Here is a 17,107-nt window from a genome sequence, read left to right as displayed (position 1 = left end):
TCTGATCATCATCTAATAGACCGGACAGTAGGAGATGTCGAGACGGAAGAGCACTATTCCCAACGGAAAGAGAAAGTCAGTAGTCTTGATACCCTGGGTTGGAGACCGGGTCGATAGTCGGGTCTTCACCCTCGACATCACGGATATACCCAAGCAATCGGTCTCTGAGCCGTTCGAAGACGGCCCTGTACTCAGGTCGACCGACGAGGTTGATCCGTTCTGCGGGATCGCGCGCGAGATTGTATAAGTACCTCTCGACGTAGTGGTCGCTCGACTTCTCCGCTTTGCCCCCGCGCCAACCGGTCAACGTCGGTGCAGAAACCCCAAGCTTCCAGCGATCCGTTCGGATCGCTCGGCCGATTTCGGAGCCGCTGAGCTGGATGAACGCCTCACCCGCTCGGGGGTGTTCGTCGTCGAGTAGGCTGTGGCCGTACATCGACTCTGGAACATCGTTACCGGCGGCGTCGAGGATTGTCGGTGCCCAGTCGACAAGGCTGACGGTTCGCTCGACGACGCGTCCAGCGTCGATTCCCGGTCCAGTAAGGACAGCTGGAACGTGGATTGACGCCTCGTGGCAGGTACGCTTATACTCGCCGGGCCGACTGCGGAAGTGACATCCGTGGTCGGACGTGAATGCGACTAACGTCTCGTCGCGGATACCCCGGTGTGCAAGCGCTTCAGTAAGTCGGCCGATACACTCGTCAACACGCTTGACCGTCCCGTAATAATCTGGCAGTTCGCTATACCAGTTTCCTGGCCGGTCACGGAGGTCCAACGGAACGTACGGGTCGTTTCTATAGCGTTCTGCGTACCCCTCAGGGGCGACAAACCTTTGTTGGTCATTCTGGTCGTGTGGTTCTAAGAAGCCGACCGCTAAGAAGAACGGCTCTGAAAGCGTCTCGATTGCTTCGATAGCGAAATCAGCGAAAGCGTCCGCACGATACTTATCGAATGTCACAGGCTCACCGTTCTCGTCGAACAGTTTCCCCTCCGTAGGGTGAGTCATGAACTCGGGAACGTCGGCTCCAATCCAGAAGTCCTCGTAGCCACCGCGGAGTGATGGTGGCACCGGTTCGTCGAATGTCCCTGCCAGGTGCCACGACCCAACGAAACCCGTCTCGTACCCCTTCTCGCTGAAGTGGTGTGCGAGCGTCCGCTCCCCGTCAGCAAGCGGAAGTGAGTGGCGCCAAACACCCGTCTCAGTTGCATATCGACCGGTCTGGATAACCGACTGCGACGAGCCACAGACCGGTTGCGGGGTAACTGCGTTGTCAAACCGAAGGCCGTCGGCAGCTAGTCGATCAATGTTCGGTGTGAGATCCATCGGTGAGCCGTGGGCGCCGACCGTATCCCAACGGTGTTGGTCGGTCACAACCATGAGGACGTTCGGTCGGTCTATTGTGTCATTAGTCATGCCTCTATTTTCGCCAGTTGGGATTATATATGTGTGGGCATTCCCAGAATCCCTATTCGGATGGGAATTACAGACATATACCTGTAATTTGATTCAGCTACCTGAGTCGTAGTTTACTCTCGATAGAACTCACTGTGCTCCCGAGCAGGTTCTTGAATTCGGACATATCCGATGAGTCTGAATCAGGGTCGACGGGTTTCTTGATACTCACCGCACCGATAGCTTCGTCGTTGTCGTCCGTAACCGGAGCGGCGACTTCGTGCCACTCTTCGAACTGCTCACGACGCGAGTGTGCGGCTCGACGGTCCCGCACAGACTGTAACTCCGACCGTAGCTCCTCTTGGTCCGAGATGGTGAACGGCGTCAGTGCCGGTAGTGACCGACTCTCCAGCCACGACTCGACAGTCTCTGTAGGCTGGTAGGCGAGAATCACCTTTCCCCCAGCGGTCGCATGAAGGTGGGCCCGCTCACCCTCTTGATGTGGCGGATCGGTCGCACCCGACGGGACAATCTGGGTGAGATAGACACCGTACCCGTGTTCTGGAACCATGAGCGTCGTCACACCGCCAGTCGTCTCGGCCAAGCTTTCGAGCGAGCCGTACGTCTGCCTGTAGAGATTTCGCTGGGTGCGGGCAGCAATGCCCAGTTCGAGAAATCCAAGACCGAGACGGTACTCGGACCCGTCTTTGTCGACGTACTGAATCGATTGAAGCGTGTTGAGATGTTTGTAGACAGTTCCTGAGGCGAGTTCTAACTCGTCGACGAGTTGCGGCACCGTCGCGCCCTCGTGGCGTTTTAGAGCTTCGATGATGCGGAAGCTCGTAACGGTCGTCGTCGCCAGATACCCGTTATCGTCGTCCACATCAAAGCGGTCGGTTGTCATGGTTGGACCCACGGTATCGTCGCACATAGGCTTTTTCATGATACGTAGAATAGATGCTGGTGGGGTTTTGCAAGCATTCCGCCGCCTCCAGTACACGAAAATCAGTAGCTAACCGTATTCTTCACCATTTATGTTGGCTAATTATTTCACGTATCATGAAACAAAGTCGTCATTCGACCCACCACGAGGAGACTCGGGGTAATCAACGTTGAGGCACGATAGGACAGCTAACTCGGCGCACGCGCGCCTGAGTACGGCGATAGAGTGGAGTCGAGACCTGAGTGGCGAAATACTTATACCATACCCTGAGCCATGTAGTAGCAATGCCAAAGATTGCCCTAATCGGAGCTGGGAGTATGGTATTTGCAAAGAAGCTTATCGGCGACATCCTCTCGTTCGACGAGTTGTCCGATAGCCATATTGCGTTGATGGATATCGACAAACACCGACTCACACAGACTCACCGCGTCGCTGAGGCGATGGTGGAAAACGAAGGACTCGACACGACTGTCTCGGCGACGCTCGACCGGCGCGAGGCACTCGAAGAAGCGGATTATGTTCTCAACATGATCAACGTCGGTGGGACCGAACCTTTCGAAAACGAGATTCGCATCCCGGAGAAATACGGAGTGAAGCAATCCATCGGTGATACGACTGGGCCGGGCGGAATCTTCCGCGGTCTTCGGACGATTCCGACAATGCTTGACCTCGCGGACGACATGGAGGAGTTGTGTCCTGACGCGCTCCTACTCAACTACACGAATCCGATGGCCATCCTCTGTAAGGCTGTCTTTGACGCGACAGACATAGAGGTCGTCGGACTTTGTCATTCAGTCCCACACACCGCGGAGGCGATAGCGGAATACACGGAAACGCCACAGGATGAACTCGATTACTGGGTCGCCGGAATTAACCATATGGCCTGGTTCCTCACCTGTGAACACAACGGTGAAAGCCTGTATCCGGCACTTCAAGAGGCCTACGACGACGAAGAGACATACCGTAAGGACACAGTCCGATTTGAGATGATGAAGCACTTCGGTGCATTCCCCACGGAGTCAAGCCACCACATGAGTGAGTACATTCCGTACATCAGAACAGATGATGAGCTCATCGAGGAGATGGCTGGGACTAATTTCGCCGAGCGGATGCCGACAGCGACGTATCTAGAAGGATGGCTCGCGCGCTCCGAAGAGCGCGACGACCCGGAGCTAGACGTCGACCTCGACAAGGTTAGTGTCGAACGTTCCGAGGAGTACGCATCCCGGCTCATCCATTCGTTGGAAACGGGTACTCAGCGCCGATTTAACCTCAACGTGTCCAACGAGTCGAATACTATCGAGAATCTCCCAGGAGACGCCTGTGTGGAAGTCCCAGTCTTCGTTGACGGCACCGGACTTCACCCGGCCTCAATTGGAGAGTTGCCGACGCAACTCGCTGCTCTGGATCGCCAACACTCTGCAGTCTATGAATTGGCCGTCAAAGGTGCCTTGGAAGGCAACCGCGAGAAGATTCACCAAGCAGTAAAACTTGACCCCCTGTCAAGCGCCGCCTGTTCACTAGACGAACTATACGAGATGACCGAAGAACTCATCGAAGCAAACGCAGACTACATCCCGACTCTGGAGTGGCCCAATGAACAAACCCCAGAGAGAGCAGTTCCTGCGGATGACTAATCGAAACACAGCGTAACAGCGCCGAATCAGAGACGACACACCGCTGACCCGAACAATGTCTGCTCGGTGGAACGTGTCATCTCTACGCATCGATTCCGGTTCGGAACCTAGTCCTTTGATGTGGGCCACGACAACGGTGTGTCCCTCAGTTCGTTGTTCAGTCTGACTGGTGGGATAATTCCGTCAGCGCCACCGCTACAGATTAGCCTACCGAAATCGACGGAACAACTCGTATACGGTGAAATTTTCTGAGAATGGTGTACTGATCGAGCAGACACCAAATTTCTCGATAGATACTGTCAAGTCGTTTGTCCGATGCCCATATCGCATTGAGACGGGACGAACTGAAGCGACTACACGATCGAATAGGAATCTCTATCCTCACAATTCCTGGGCAAACAGCCGGATAGTCGTTGAACGATGTTGTTAAAAATGAGCAATTCTAAATGAATGACTACTCCCCAATGAGGAGATATGCGAGAACATAATAAATCTGTCTAAAACAAGTCTAACTAGATATAATCACCTACAATCCCCCATATAAAATTAGAAAATTAAAGATTTATATCGATAGTAGATGATATTTATCTTCAAGGTGAAAATAGAAGGAGTGAAGTGGCCATTAAATCCACGACGTATATGTTTGATTTGTACATTTCTACTCGTGGCAAATTTGATAAACGCTCTTACCTTAGAACAGAGGGGCATGGTCTTATCCAGTATTTCAAAGAGAACCGAGGCCATGGGAGAGTGTATTTTCTGACGCCGTATCGAAAGATGTGTTCTAATCATTTATCCGATAGCTCGTCAGACACACCACTCTTGCCAGTAAAACCAGTAGACATCAACGGTATTGAGTATACTGGCAACGGAGGTCTAATCTGAACGTATCATATTTTAGATATAGAATCAAAACAGATATCAGAAGATGAAACTGGCAACAGTGGACAGGGTATTGGCAATACTGGCAACGGGGGTCCATCCCAGAATAAAGCGGCTAGTCTAACGTACCGTTCTTTTTCGCAAGTTCACGGATGCCTTCTAGATCACCAAACTCACTCTCCAGCGCATCTAACGCCGACGACAACGAGACATCCAAATCGTACTCGTTGTAGTTTCCTCGACCGCCACTTGAGTCTACTAACTGCAACACACCATGGAGATTCAGGTCCGACAGGTGGTCGTGCACACGCCGACGCTTCAATGGTTCTTGCCCATTCTTCCGCGCAACCTTCTGGTACCGGCGATAGATCGCCTTTGTCCGTTCGGGTGTTTCTCCCCGAGCCGCTAGCTGGCACACCGTCAATAACACATGCTGTCCATGTTGCGTCAACGAGTGCATACCTTCAACGACTTGCTGGCGCTGAATCTGGAACTCTCCCTCGCGAACATGTTCCTCTGTTACAAACGCGTCACCACCGGCTCGTGCTTCTGACTCTGCAATATCGACTGCCTTCCGCAACAGCCGAAGTGCCTGCCGAGCCGACCCAGAGTCTCGTGCTGAAAACGCGGCACACAACGGAATCACATCATCTTCCAACACATCATCATACAACGCAATCTCCGCTCGCTCACGGAGGATGTTTTGGAGTTCGCCAGCATCGTACGGCGGAAACAAGATCTCTTCCTCACAAAGTGTGTCTTTAACTTTCGGGGACAGGTTATCGCGAAATTTGAAGTCGTTACTAATACCGATGACGCCCAGCTTCACGTCCAGATCTAATTGTGAACGTGCCCGCGGGAGTTCGTACAGAATATCATCATCCGATCCGATATTGTCGATCTCGTCGAGGACGACCAATACTGTCCCTCCGATATCTTCTAGGTCAGCATAGAGCTCACGAAACACGCGCTTTTGTTGATAACCAGTCTCACTAATTGGCGCTCGTGAAGACGACACATTTGTTAGTGGGTGATTTGGCTCTCGAATTTCGTTCACGAGGTTCACCGCAACCTGATACGACGTATTGCAGCCAGTACAATTCAGTTCAATAATATTCACGTCGACGTCGTCGTACTGGTCAGCCGACTCCTGAAGTTCTTTGAGTAGATCGTGTGTGGCCGCAGTCTTCCCGACGCCTGTGACCCCATACAGAAACACGTTGTTCGGCTGCCATCCTTGGATTACCGGCCGGAGAGCTGCCGCGTATTCGTCGAGTTCTGCGTCTCGTTCCTCAAGAGTCTCAGGCTGGTAGTCGTCCCGCAACACGTCGTTGTCTCGAATAATGAATGACTCCCGAGTGAACCGGCCCATAGATTGGACGATGTTGCTATATGTGATAAAACCACGGATGCCAGTATGACCAGTAACCACACCCCCGTTGCCAGTACCACCAGTATCTCGGGTGCTTATAAAAGACACTCTCTCCACTATTGCCAGTATTCCCTCGTAGATGAGTACTGGAATTCAAGACGAGACGATTAACAGAATTATCGAACTATATCTACAGTTGTACTTTACTAATTCTTTTCTATTACGGGTTTGGTTTTACCACTATTAATATAAATCTATCGTATAAATGCTGTTGGCGTGAGTACACCCGGGTTCGTTCGAGTGGTTTTACTGGCAAAAGTGGTGTGTGTGTGTTATTTAAATGAGGCGAATACTGGCAGTACTGGCAACGGGGGTTCTCTGGGAACGAACTTCCCCGCGAATCTATCCCCCAATCAGAAGTCCCCACGTTTGCACCAGCTTTACTGGCAATAGTGGACTGGTTATTGGCAGTACTGGCAACACCGGTTCCTCAATCAGCTAACACAATACGTCTGCGGGACTACCAAAACACAGCCGAGGCAGTCGACGCGAAGATTCTGGGCGAACATCGCGTCTCTGAACTGCTGAAGGCCACGTGTTTCTTGAGGTTATGATATCGGACCGGTGGGTGGTGGACAGGAACAAGTGAGTTATCTTGAACATCGACTGGCTCTTGATTCCGGTATTGTACCGAAGTCCGTGCTCCGAGATAACCGACTGGAAGACCTCGCGTAGTCCGCGTTCTTCTCCCGACTACACACCCCTGATCACGAGTGTAAGTTCTGACTTGTTGACTCTGGGAGCTCACACCCCGTGTACAAAGTGTAAATATGCGATATTCATACGAGAGAGCGCTCAATGAGCAGTTGAGTATTCAATTATTCATCTCTCACACAGGGTGTGGTATCCTTCGAACCCACGAAAGTTGCCTTTCTTACGTATCGGGGTTGACTGGGCCTTTATATTTGGATTTGATTTTGTCACCCTCTCACCACTGCCAGTAGTAGTAGCGGTTGTCGTTGATCTCTTTGACGGTGGTTGTCGCCTTCGTGGGCACGTCGTCTGGTAGGTTGTCGGGCCGTTTTTCGAGTTCGCCTTCCGGTGACGCTTCCTCGAGACGAGCCTCCCGTTCCTTGTGCTCGGCCAACGCTTCGGCATAGCGGGCAACGTCTCGAAGACTGCTCGGTGATGATTCATTGAGGGCATTGACGACTGCTGTAGGGAGGTCCGTCGGTGGTGTCGGTAGTTCGTAGGACATCGGCTGTTAACTCGTGTTAACCAACTCACAACACCAATCAAAAATTTTGTTGGTTAAGATGGTAATATCGACTTCCTGTTTTCCGTTGTTTTTGACATCCTCCCTGCGCTGATGCGCGAGTCATGTCCGGACACAAGCCTACATCTCCTCGTGGATAAGTAGCGCCAGTTCGCTACTCGGGCGGACGGTCTCGTCGCACGAATAGCACTCAGCGTTCGGAATGCTTGCACCCCGAACTTCCAAGAACTGTGAGTTACACGCTATTGGTTATGTCATCTAGCCCAAACAGCTGCAAGTCATCTCGGTTTGCAACTGCCTCTTGAACAGTCTGGGTCGCTCCGCTCCGAGTGAACAGTGCATACTCTTTGTCGATATCTCCGCCACTGTCAGGGGTCCATCTGATCTCTTCTGTGTGTTCTTCGAGTGACGCAAGCGCACTATAGTCGAGCGGGGCGTTCGTGAATTTACACTCGCCGACGACCATCGTCCCCTCCGTAGTGAAACCGACGACGTCGACTTCGTGTTCTTTGTACCACCACCGGCCGATATCTAAGAACGTTTTATCCGGGTACAATCCAGGAAGCGCATCCTGGCAGAGGACTTCAAACTGTGAACTCACGAAGTCAGGGAGCTCAGGCTCGATGACTGCCTCATACGCTTCGTCGCCCAATCGCTCGTATCGATCTTCGTTCCCGTAGACAAATCGGAACCAAAACCGAAATAGCGGGTCGAGAATACGGTACCGGCCACGGCGGGAGCGAGCTTTCTCTTCTGTGAGTGGGACTTCACGTTCGATGAGCCGAAGGCGCTCTAGCTTCTGGGTGTAGGTCGAAATCTGTTTTCCGTCGATCCCAACCATCTGTGCAATCTCGTTTGACGTGGTATTCCCTGCAGCGATGGCCTTGAGAATCGCAAAGTATCGATTCGGCTCAGTTAACTCAGTTCGGAGGACGTACTCCGGTTCGTTATGGAGATATCCCCGCTGTGAGAGGAGGGAGTCAGAAATCACGGTTCCAAGGTCGTGCTCAAGGTCAATGCCATCGAGATAGTATGGAACACCACCGAAGATGCCCCATGCAAAAATTCGGTCTTCAGGCTTGTAGCTGTCCGGGAAGAACTCCTGGGCAGCAGCAAATCCGAGTTGTCGGAGATCGATTTTCTCGGTGAACCGCCCGTAAAGTGGGCTGTTTCCTAACAGGGTTGCTTCCTCCATCATGCTAATCGATGATCCAACGAGGATGAGTGTTCCACTCGTGTTCTGGAGGCGTTGGTCCCACAATCGCTGAATCACCGAAGGGATGCTCTTGTCGGCGTCGATGAGATATGGAAATTCGTCGAGTACGACAATTCCGCCTTGTTCGACAAGATATCCGAGTAGTGACTCCCAATTCTGTTTGATGTGTTCGATTCCAGGGAAGGAACCTGAAGCGACGTCAACGAATTCGTCGAGTTGCACCTGTGGTGTCGTCTGCGTCGCTTGGTATACGACGGCATCATCTCGCTGCGTGAGTGAGTGTTGAACGAGTTGTGTCTTTCCGAGGCGACGCCGTCCAAAGATGACAATCATCTCTGGGCTGTTGGACGCGTAGGACTCTCGCAGCCGAGATAATTCGATTTCCCGATCCACAAAGCGTTCCATGAACCACATATATTCTCGCAAGAAGTTAATCATGCCGAATAACCAAATACAGAATAGGCTATTCTGAAATAGGCTATTTTCAATTACCCTATCAGACACACCACTCTTGCCAGTAAAACCAGCATCCATCAACAACCGCTATGAAGACGTGATTTGGAACCGATAGTGACCCGGCACTCACACAGTAGTAATTCGGTCGAGAATGGCGATTCCGTTCCTCGTCACGGGAGTTCTCCGGACACATCAACTAAGTCACCCATTCAGATTCATTTTGGTTTACTTCAGAGTAATTTACTCAAGGGTAAACTACTTTGCGTCAGAGTGTGAACTGTGATGTATGAGTACCGATCTGGGAACCGCTGGTGGAGAGAGGTCCCGTGAACTCATCCATTTCGTCACCCAGCAGACGCGGTTCGCGCTTGTCAATAACATCCTCCAGCATCCCAAGCAGCTGCCTTCGATGTACGAACTCGAGGAGCTCAACCCCAGCGTCAGCGATGCCACCGTCTACAAGCACATCCAGAAGTTGATCGACGCCGGCATCGTCAAAGAAGTCGCACTTGACGACGACCAGCGCCGACAGGGCTATCCCTGGAAGTTCTACGGCCTGACCGAGGACGGTCGAACATTCCTTGAGGAACACAATCTGCTCGCCGCTGAGGAGACGCTCCAGCAGATCTACGAGACTATCTCCGACAAGCCCGAGAAGATGGTCAAGTACGAGAACGCGCCCCGTCCAGAACAGCAGTAGTCAAGCTACTCCTGTGCAGCGACCTCGGTATCATCCGCCTCAACGCCAAGGTCGTACTCAACGTGGATGTCGCTGTACCAGACGACCGGCCGCTTTGATCGGCCATCCTGTTCAAATTCGACAAGTCCGAGTTCTGCGAGGTCGTTGACCGCGGTCGAGACGTTCTTGATGTCACGATTAACGAGTCGTGCGAGTTCGCGGAGACTCTTCGGTTCTTCGCGGGCAGTAGTCCGGATAAGTTCGAGATTTTTTTCGCTCAGAACACGTGCAAGTGCAGCCTCGTTTGGAAGTGAGACGCCAGTGTGGTCACCAGTCAGTTCACCAGCGTCGGTTTTCGCTGCGGCTTCAAGTGCACGGTCGAAGAACTCGTCGTTCGATTCGACACGGACGGTGAGTGTGTTTTCGGTCATGGTTTGTGGTGGAGATGATTCCTACTGGTATTCCGGTGCATTTCTACAGGCAGAGCAGTCCAACCGTTCTGTGAAATTGAGTTCCGCTGCATCTTGAATCTCCCCGAGAATCTCGCAGAGAACTTTAGGCCAAGAGTAGGCGACTCCCCCCTGACAACGCCCATTGATGCGGATACTGTGCCGTCTCTGGCTTTCAACAGTCCCTCGCTAGATAACTCGCCGCTCTGCGGATACTCTGTCAGACACACCACTCTTGCCAGTAAAAACTAGTATCCCCCAACGACTTCAGATACATCGCACTTCTATTGGGAGAACGCGTCGATCGAGACTTTCCAGCGTCCAAAGAGTACTCTGGAACAACTACTCGGGCAAGTCTATTACTCCCCGTTACATACTGTTACATATGCCCATTGATTTCGAAAACTACCAGCCATCGGATCTTCCAGGACCGAATACGAATGGATGGACCATTCTTCGCTTCCTCGCAGCGACTCCAGAAACAGGCTATCGAGCGGGTGAGATTGCTGAGGCGCTCGACATCCCACGAGGAAGTGTTGGGACGACACTCAGCAGACTCCACGACCAAGGATTTGTGCGTCACAAGGGCGAGTATTGGGCGATCAATCCCGACGCCTACGATGCACATACTGCGAGCTTGATTGGCTTGGCTGCCGTGAGCGAGCAGTTTGAGGGCGACTACTACGACGAGAATCCGGACTGGGATGCAAATCTCCCAGACTTCGATGAGTATGAAGATGCAGACTCGGGTGCGGAGTGAACCATCTCGGGGCCAAGCCCGAGGCACTCGCCTTGTTTTCTCTGTAGAACAAGAATGGGGTGGTGCCGCAGCGAGCGACTGGCCTTCGGTGAGTGGCAAGTTAGTTTCGAGCTTTGGCCCTTCGCCGGAAGTCTTATCACGAATTATGGATAATTCGTAATTGAAATGGCGCAATCACCTCCCCGGTCAGGCCGCCCACCAATTCAGCAGCTTCAGACGGTGGCCGACCTCCTCGACACACCCACACTTGCTCGGCTGTATGCCCATATCTTACAACACGGACCGGTCACCGTGTCCGAGTTGGTCGGCAAACTCGATATTCCACAGGGAACTGCCTACGACTATATGCAGAACCTCGAAACAGCTGGGTTAGTAGAGAAAGTCCGTGAGCAGCGTCCGTACGAATACGATGCCGAGTCGATCGCACTTACGCTCTCGACAGACGGTGAAACCCAAACGATCACACCAGCACTTATCGCCGCTGTTGCCCGCCGCGACCAGGACGAGGACATCGACATCTACATCGAGCGACATGGTCTCGACGGGCTTGCTGTCGCCCTCGAGTACGCTTCCGAGTACGTCGACGGGACGGTCAACCATCGGATTGCGGCCCGGGAACTTGACCTTTCACCGCTTGAAGCCGAGATCATTCTCCAGGCGCTGGAACCAGTTGCCACTGAGTACGCCGATTCCGGTGCATGAAGACGGTGTATATCGCTGATACCGGTGTCTTCGTTCGGTGTGGTGGGCCAGACAAGGACAAGTTTCAACGGCTCCGTCGAGCACTCCAACAGGCTGGTGTCTCATTGCGTGTCCCCCAACGCGTCTACGAAGAACTCGGTGGCGATCCGGCAGCAGACGCGTATCCCTCGGGAAATATTCCCTATCCCGATGGATTCGAGGAGGGCTGGATCGTGGTTGCCGACGAACTTGACTACACCAACCCGCTTGTCTCGACGGTGATGGACGAAGCCCGCCGGTTTATCGCTAACGAGACTGGCCGTGACGAAGATATCACCGAGAAAGCGGACACGGCACTCGTGGGGCTTGCTGCTCAGGTACTCGATACAGAGCAGGCGGATCACGTCGTTCTCTTGACGACCGACAAACCGGCGGGTCGGGCGGCCGAAACACTCCTTCCTCAACATGGCTTCAGTGACCGTCTTGAATTCCGATATGTCAGCGTTGAGTATCTCGAGACGATCACGGCCAATGAATTTCGATAACACAGCAACGAGGTGAGGACCGATGAACGACGATCATCCTTCCGTTCCAAAACAACTCTCGCCGAAGCTTTGAGCATTACCCTAGAACAGGGGATGACGTCGCGGTGGTGACGACAGGAACTATTGACGCAACCCTCTCATGGGCTGGCGGTTCTCCGAGTGGGCCGCTGGTGACCACTGATGATGACTAGACGGCAATCGTATCCGACGATGTTTACCGAGAACTCGCTTCGAGGATCTCAACGCGTGCGTCTTCCCAGAGTACGCCTGGCAGTCAGGTAGGAATCAAGGACTCAAGCAGAATACGATACAAATCTATCTGCCTTCGAGATTTCTTTTGTGAATTACATCTGATTTGGCATGCTACCACACTTCATGTTGGCCAGTAAATATATAATATTCCGGAAATCTGGTTGACATGTACGCACCGCAAGACAATCGGTGTGGAACGATACCGAACCCATGATCTCCCGCTCAGTCACCGTCGAAGACATCGATGAGTTGTTCCTCAGGTGGAACGACCATCTCAACGCATCGGCCCTCTATCGGCAAGCCCTCCGCGACGAGATGCAACTTCGCGACGTTGAGCCGCACGAACTCCGCGCACAACTCTCCGAAGCCCGAGAGTTGGGCTACTCGCTCGATGAGATTGCAACCATGACGAGTCGCTACGCCGACCTCCAAGCGCTCGTGTACGACCACACCGAGTGACCCCATGTCTGACTCACACTCCCCTACTGACGCTCGCTCCACTGACCAGCAACGGCCCTCCCGATCCATCTTCCGACACGTCGCGATCGGGAGCATCCTGTTCGCGCTCGTTGCCGTCCAGCCAGTTGCCGCACAAGACAGCGTGGTCTGCAGCGCTGAGAAGTTGCCGGGGATGGTCGAGGGGTTCTTCCAGATTACGACAACGCTCGGCTTCATTGGGTTAGCAGTCATCTGGCAGGCCGACTCCCTCGCTGAGATCTTCACGGCCAGCCCCGAACAGAAAAAGCGACTCAAAGTCCACAAGCGCGCAGCACTCAAGTCCGCCCTCATCTTGGCGGTGCTCGGCCCGCTGTATACCGTCGTAGCGTCGATCATGGGCCTCCCACTTGGGGACTGTGTGAACCTCGCTCCCTGGTAAGCGCACCGCCGACTCTGCCCTCCCATGGAGCACCGAGTGCCCTCCGTACTGGTAGCCGCTTTGCTCGTGTCGAGTTCCATCATCGGCCTCGCCACGGCACAGCCCCCGAGACCAGGGACTGAAACAAACGGCCTCACGGAAAACGAGTCGGCAACGCTCTGGTCTCGCGATAGCGACCGCTACGTCAGCCAACAGGCCTACCAGCAGCAGTATGGCGACGACCGAACGGCACTCCACCAGCTCGCCAACGGAACTGATATCACGTTCACGCGCCCGCCGGAAACAGCCGCGACGTGGACGCGAAACGACTTCGCTGATCTCGACGCCGGCGGGCCTGACACGTCGACGTACCCGCCCCACGCGTCACTCGAAGATGGGACGTTCATCGACGATGCACACGCGACGATATTCGCGGTCACGCCCTCGACGCGTGGACATCTCGACGCAGGTGAGACACCGCTCTATATCGCTCCCAATGGGACAGTTCGCGGCCTTGTCGATTATCGTGTTCGCGTTCCAACCGGGAACGAAACGGGTAACCGGACCGTCGACTGGGAACTCGTCTCCCACGAGATTGAGAACATCCGTCTGAAAATCGACGGCATTCCGGTTGCCTCGACTGCAGGCACTCACACGCCAGAATTACAGTATCAGACCACTCACTCGTGGAGCGCGAATCTCACGCTCGAAGCGACCATCTCCGTTCGCCTCAAGAAGACCGTCGAGACAACGGTTGGTGGCGAATCTGAGACGACAGTCAACTACCGGACCGAGACACGAACTGTCTCGGACACACTCGATACCGAGATTTACGACCTCGCGGCGTACCCCTACTACGCGCAGTACCCGAACGGGGATACTGGCGTCGCAATTTTCCAATCTCGGCCGTGGCAGGGCTATACGCTCACCGACGATGAGAGCTCCCGAGTCCGTGGTGTCTGGCGATTCTACACCGCTCGGAACACGAACTGGGACACCCTCGTCACATCGACCGGCGCGTCGACGACCACGGCACAGTCGGATGCGATTCCCGTCCGAGTTCACGCGTATCCTTCACAGATCGGGCCGCGAGCAGAGCCGGTTCGCGATGGCCCGGATATCATCGACATGTGGGGGGCTGACCGGGCGTCTCCCCGTGAGACGATCGGCGAGAACGTGACTGTCGAGGTCGTCAACGAGTCGTACACGCCGACCTATGGTCTGGCCATCCGTGCGAAGACCGTCGACCGGGAGGCGCTTCGAGTCGGCGGGATCGTTCGCGGGGTGAATGCCACGATTGTCGACCCCCAAGTCGGGTCGGCGCGACAGCTTCGCGAGAGTAACCTTACTGTCGAGGTCGTTTCGCAGACGACGTCGAACGCGACCCTCCAAGTCGAGTTGCGCGATAACCAGACGGGCGCGCCGATCGCGTCGAACGGGAGCGACCGACAGTATCCGATTGGCGGATCGGCACACAGCGGCTACATCTCAGTAGGTGACCAGCGCGTTGAGACCAACGAAAGTGGCATTGCGATCGTCACCCTCGACGAGCCGGGGATCTACACCGCCCGCTACCATCCCGGTACGTGGCTTGGCCACGACCCAGCGTATGTGGGCGATACGGCGTCCGTTCGCTGGCACCCGCTCGGAACTCTCGAGGGCTGGGTTGCGTTCGTGTTCGAAGTCGGCTGGCAGGCGATCCCGTTCGTCGTGACGTTCTACGCCGGCCGTCGACTCCTCCGCATGTTTGGACCGACAGATAGCTCCTATCGAAACCAATGATACCGACCGATTCACCGATTGACAGACGTACCGTCCTTCGAACACTCGGCGGGGCCGCACTCGCCAGCGTTGCTGGCTGCCTCGATGGTAGTCGCGGCTCCGGAACAACGACATCTGACCAGACGCCGGCGGCGACCGAACGTGCGGGCCCTCTTTCACGCATTGCTGTTGAGGGACAAACCATCGTTGTCGAGATCGACGCTGACGCGCCCGTTGAGCAGGTGAACCTCATACAGCCGAATGGAGAACTGTTCGGGAAGCGTGGGCTTGCCACCGGCGCACGACAGGTTTCGTTCGAAATCGGGACTGCCTACGAACCCGGTGAGTACCGTGTCGTCGCGTTGGATGGTGAAGAGACGGTTGCTGAAGGCTCACTTTCGATTCAACCGGACCTCAACATCGTCGAGATGGGAATCGGTAGAAACCAACCAGAGGAGATGTGGACTACCTCGAGCGACGAGGTTACTGATGAGGCGTTTGTGACTGTTGAGAACCGTGGTATGGGGCCAAACGCAGTCACGAAGCTTCTCTTCGTCGGGGATGTTCCGTACCCCTCCGATGAAGAGGGGACTAATTACGCTGATGCCGATGGTGTGAGTGGTATCTACGATCCAGATGCAGATGCTGAAACAACTGCAGTAACTGTTCCTCCTGGTCAGAAACTCACTCTATACAGCTACCGGTCCCCATTCGCGTTCATTCGAGCTGAGGGGACCTCGTGTAAAGATGAACCCCAAGCGGGAGAATTTGAAGTTGTTTTAGAAACACGAGTTGACGCAAAGAAAGTCTCTGAAACATACCAAGTCCAGTACTCTGCTTCAGACGAGTTCGACGACTGCGAGATTACGATTAGCGAGGTATAGCGATGGTTGACCTGATTGATATCGTCTTAGAGGGATTCAAGAAGATCGTTGCTTGGGTGACGTCTCTGTTCATGCAGGGTGTAAATCAGGGGTACGAGACGCTTTCTACTGAGATGTTCGGAACCCCGACTCCCGAAACTGATGGTGTGTTCGTTTTCGGGACACCAACGAATGGTGCATGGCCGGCCATTCAAGATGCTCTCGTCGGCGGCGAGATCATGTTGATCTCGCTACTCCTGTTGGTGATGTGCGTTCAGGGGCGACACACGATGCGGATTTTCAATGTCGGGAGTGAGTACAAAGCCAGACGCACGAAGAAGACTGCCTGGGTTGGGGCGTGTCTTATTGTCAGTTGGTACTGGGTGAGCGTCCTCGGTCTGTATATCGTTGATGGGTTTACAATCGCCCTTCTACCGAGTTTGAGTTCGCTAGGCGATGTCATGCTAAATTTCCTCCGAGAAACAGTAACCAACCCCGGGCTCAGCTTACTCTTCGCTGTCATGGGCGGTCTTTCGATGTGGGTGCTTGAAGCGCTCTACTACATTCGAGAGGTCTTGGTTTACGTCTATGTGTATGGAATGCCGATCGCGTTTGCTATTGCCTATGGCAATCTTCCGGTTCTTTCCGACATCGCTATGGGCTTCTGTAAGCGGTTTGTTCCTCTTGCAGTTCTCCCTCTCCCCGCAGCAGTCGTGTTCAAAGGATACGACTTGCTCTATTCTGAAGGCGTTCTCACCCCTAATAGTCCATTTTTGAAGTATCTTGTAGCAACATCGCTCCCGGTGATCGCGCTCTATCTCACCTGGAAGACGTTCACGTATGCGACGCCCCTCACCGCGAAGGTCATCGGCGGTGCAACGCGAGGCGCAGCCCTCATCGGTGGCGTCGCAGCCGGCGCGTATGTCGGCGGCGCTGGCGTTGCAACGACCGCCGCCCGCTGGGGGCCGAAAGCCGCCGCCGGCCAAGCACTTGCCCAGCGAGCAGCCGCCCAGCGTGACTCGACTGATGACAGCGATGGACTGCCGTCGTACCGGCGGACCGAAAACGAACCTCGAACCCGCTAAC

The 17,107-nt window shown here is 54.2% G+C and carries 16 protein-coding genes; 10 read left to right on the top strand and 6 right to left on the bottom strand.

The annotated features are described in order from the left end of the window. Window positions 1–76: 76 nt before the first annotated feature. Together DEQ92_RS19000 and DEQ92_RS18995 are read right to left on the bottom strand one after the other, a co-directional pair. A complete protein-coding gene (locus DEQ92_RS19000; protein ID WP_233516892.1) occupies window positions 77–1,414 on the bottom strand; it encodes a sulfatase-like hydrolase/transferase in 1,338 nt (445 codons plus the stop codon). Between the two features lie 97 nt (window positions 1,415–1,511). Further along, window positions 1,512–2,297: an IclR family transcriptional regulator gene (locus DEQ92_RS18995; RefSeq protein WP_115821465.1), complete on the bottom strand. Its 786-nt coding sequence runs from the start codon at window positions 2,295–2,297 to the stop codon at window positions 1,512–1,514. A 323-nt stretch (window positions 2,298–2,620) separates the two neighbouring features. Here DEQ92_RS18995 and melA point away from each other — a divergent pair, with 323 nt between their 5' ends. After that, on the top strand, window positions 2,621–3,973 hold the full coding sequence (gene melA, locus DEQ92_RS18990) for an alpha-galactosidase (protein WP_115821302.1): 1,353 nt from the start codon (window positions 2,621–2,623) through the stop codon (window positions 3,971–3,973). A 997-nt stretch (window positions 3,974–4,970) separates the two neighbouring features. On the opposite strand, the gene DEQ92_RS18985 is transcribed toward melA, so the two are convergent. The 3 genes from DEQ92_RS18985 to DEQ92_RS18975 form a co-directional block, all read right to left on the bottom strand. Beyond that, the gene (locus DEQ92_RS18985; RefSeq protein ID WP_115821300.1) at window positions 4,971–6,227 is read right to left on the bottom strand and encodes a Cdc6/Cdc18 family protein; all 1,257 of its coding nucleotides are present in this window, start codon (window positions 6,225–6,227) and stop codon (window positions 4,971–4,973) included. A gap of 988 nt (window positions 6,228–7,215) precedes the next feature. Continuing rightward, entirely contained in the window at window positions 7,216–7,485 is a 270-nt protein-coding gene (locus DEQ92_RS18980) for a hypothetical protein (protein WP_115821298.1), read from the bottom strand. A gap of 253 nt (window positions 7,486–7,738) precedes the next feature. Further along, complete coding sequence (locus tag DEQ92_RS18975) at window positions 7,739–9,124, bottom strand: ATP-binding protein (RefSeq protein WP_115821463.1); 1,386 nt, start codon at window positions 9,122–9,124, stop codon at window positions 7,739–7,741. Window positions 9,125–9,461: 337 nt separating this feature from the next. Here DEQ92_RS18975 and DEQ92_RS18970 point away from each other — a divergent pair, with 337 nt between their 5' ends. Then, window positions 9,462–9,875, top strand: a complete 414-nt coding sequence (locus tag DEQ92_RS18970) for a MarR family transcriptional regulator (RefSeq protein ID WP_115803475.1) — start codon at window positions 9,462–9,464, stop codon at window positions 9,873–9,875. Between the two features lie 5 nt (window positions 9,876–9,880). Here the strand turns inward: DEQ92_RS18970 and DEQ92_RS18965 are convergent, their stop codons facing one another. Beyond that, entirely contained in the window at window positions 9,881–10,285 is a 405-nt protein-coding gene (locus DEQ92_RS18965) for a winged helix DNA-binding protein (RefSeq protein WP_115821297.1), read from the bottom strand. 403 nt (window positions 10,286–10,688) lie between these two features. Between DEQ92_RS18965 and DEQ92_RS18960 the strand changes: the two genes are divergently transcribed. The 8 genes from DEQ92_RS18960 (at window position 10,689) to DEQ92_RS18925 (ending at window position 17,106) form a co-directional block, all read left to right on the top strand. Next, window positions 10,689–11,063 (top strand): helix-turn-helix domain-containing protein, encoded by a 375-nt coding sequence (locus DEQ92_RS18960; protein ID WP_115821295.1) that lies wholly within the window; start codon window positions 10,689–10,691, stop codon window positions 11,061–11,063. Window positions 11,064–11,228: 165 nt separating this feature from the next. Further along, on the top strand, window positions 11,229–11,765 hold the full coding sequence (locus tag DEQ92_RS18955; RefSeq protein ID WP_115821293.1) for a helix-turn-helix domain-containing protein: 537 nt from the start codon (window positions 11,229–11,231) through the stop codon (window positions 11,763–11,765). Next, window positions 11,762–12,289 carry a hypothetical protein gene (locus DEQ92_RS23485; RefSeq protein ID WP_158547634.1) on the top strand — a complete coding sequence of 176 codons (528 nt, stop codon included), beginning with the start codon at window positions 11,762–11,764 and terminating at the stop codon, window positions 12,287–12,289. Before DEQ92_RS18955 ends, DEQ92_RS23485 begins: the two co-directional genes overlap by 4 nt. A 462-nt stretch (window positions 12,290–12,751) precedes the next feature. Beyond that, on the top strand, window positions 12,752–13,000 hold the full coding sequence (locus DEQ92_RS18945; protein WP_004967632.1) for a hypothetical protein: 249 nt from the start codon (window positions 12,752–12,754) through the stop codon (window positions 12,998–13,000). 4 nt (window positions 13,001–13,004) lie between these two features. Then, window positions 13,005–13,418 (top strand): hypothetical protein, encoded by a 414-nt coding sequence (locus DEQ92_RS18940; RefSeq protein WP_115821292.1) that lies wholly within the window; start codon window positions 13,005–13,007, stop codon window positions 13,416–13,418. Window positions 13,419–13,442: 24 nt separating this feature from the next. Then, a complete protein-coding gene (locus tag DEQ92_RS18935; RefSeq protein WP_115821290.1) occupies window positions 13,443–15,179 on the top strand; it encodes a hypothetical protein in 1,737 nt (578 codons plus the stop codon). Then, window positions 15,176–16,042, top strand: coding sequence for a hypothetical protein (locus DEQ92_RS18930; protein WP_115821288.1), 867 nt, complete (start codon window positions 15,176–15,178; stop codon window positions 16,040–16,042). The genes DEQ92_RS18935 and DEQ92_RS18930 overlap by 4 nt, the downstream gene beginning before the upstream one ends. 2 nt (window positions 16,043–16,044) lie before the next feature. Then, the gene (locus DEQ92_RS18925; RefSeq protein WP_115821286.1) at window positions 16,045–17,106 is read left to right on the top strand and encodes a hypothetical protein; all 1,062 of its coding nucleotides are present in this window, start codon (window positions 16,045–16,047) and stop codon (window positions 17,104–17,106) included. The last annotated feature ends 1 nt before the right edge of the window (window position 17,107 follow it).

This window comes from Haloferax sp. Atlit-6N (assembly GCF_003383195.1).
In the GTDB taxonomy this organism is placed as follows: domain Archaea; phylum Halobacteriota; class Halobacteria; order Halobacteriales; family Haloferacaceae; genus Haloferax; species Haloferax gibbonsii.
This window is presented reverse-complemented; position numbering and strand designations above follow the sequence as displayed.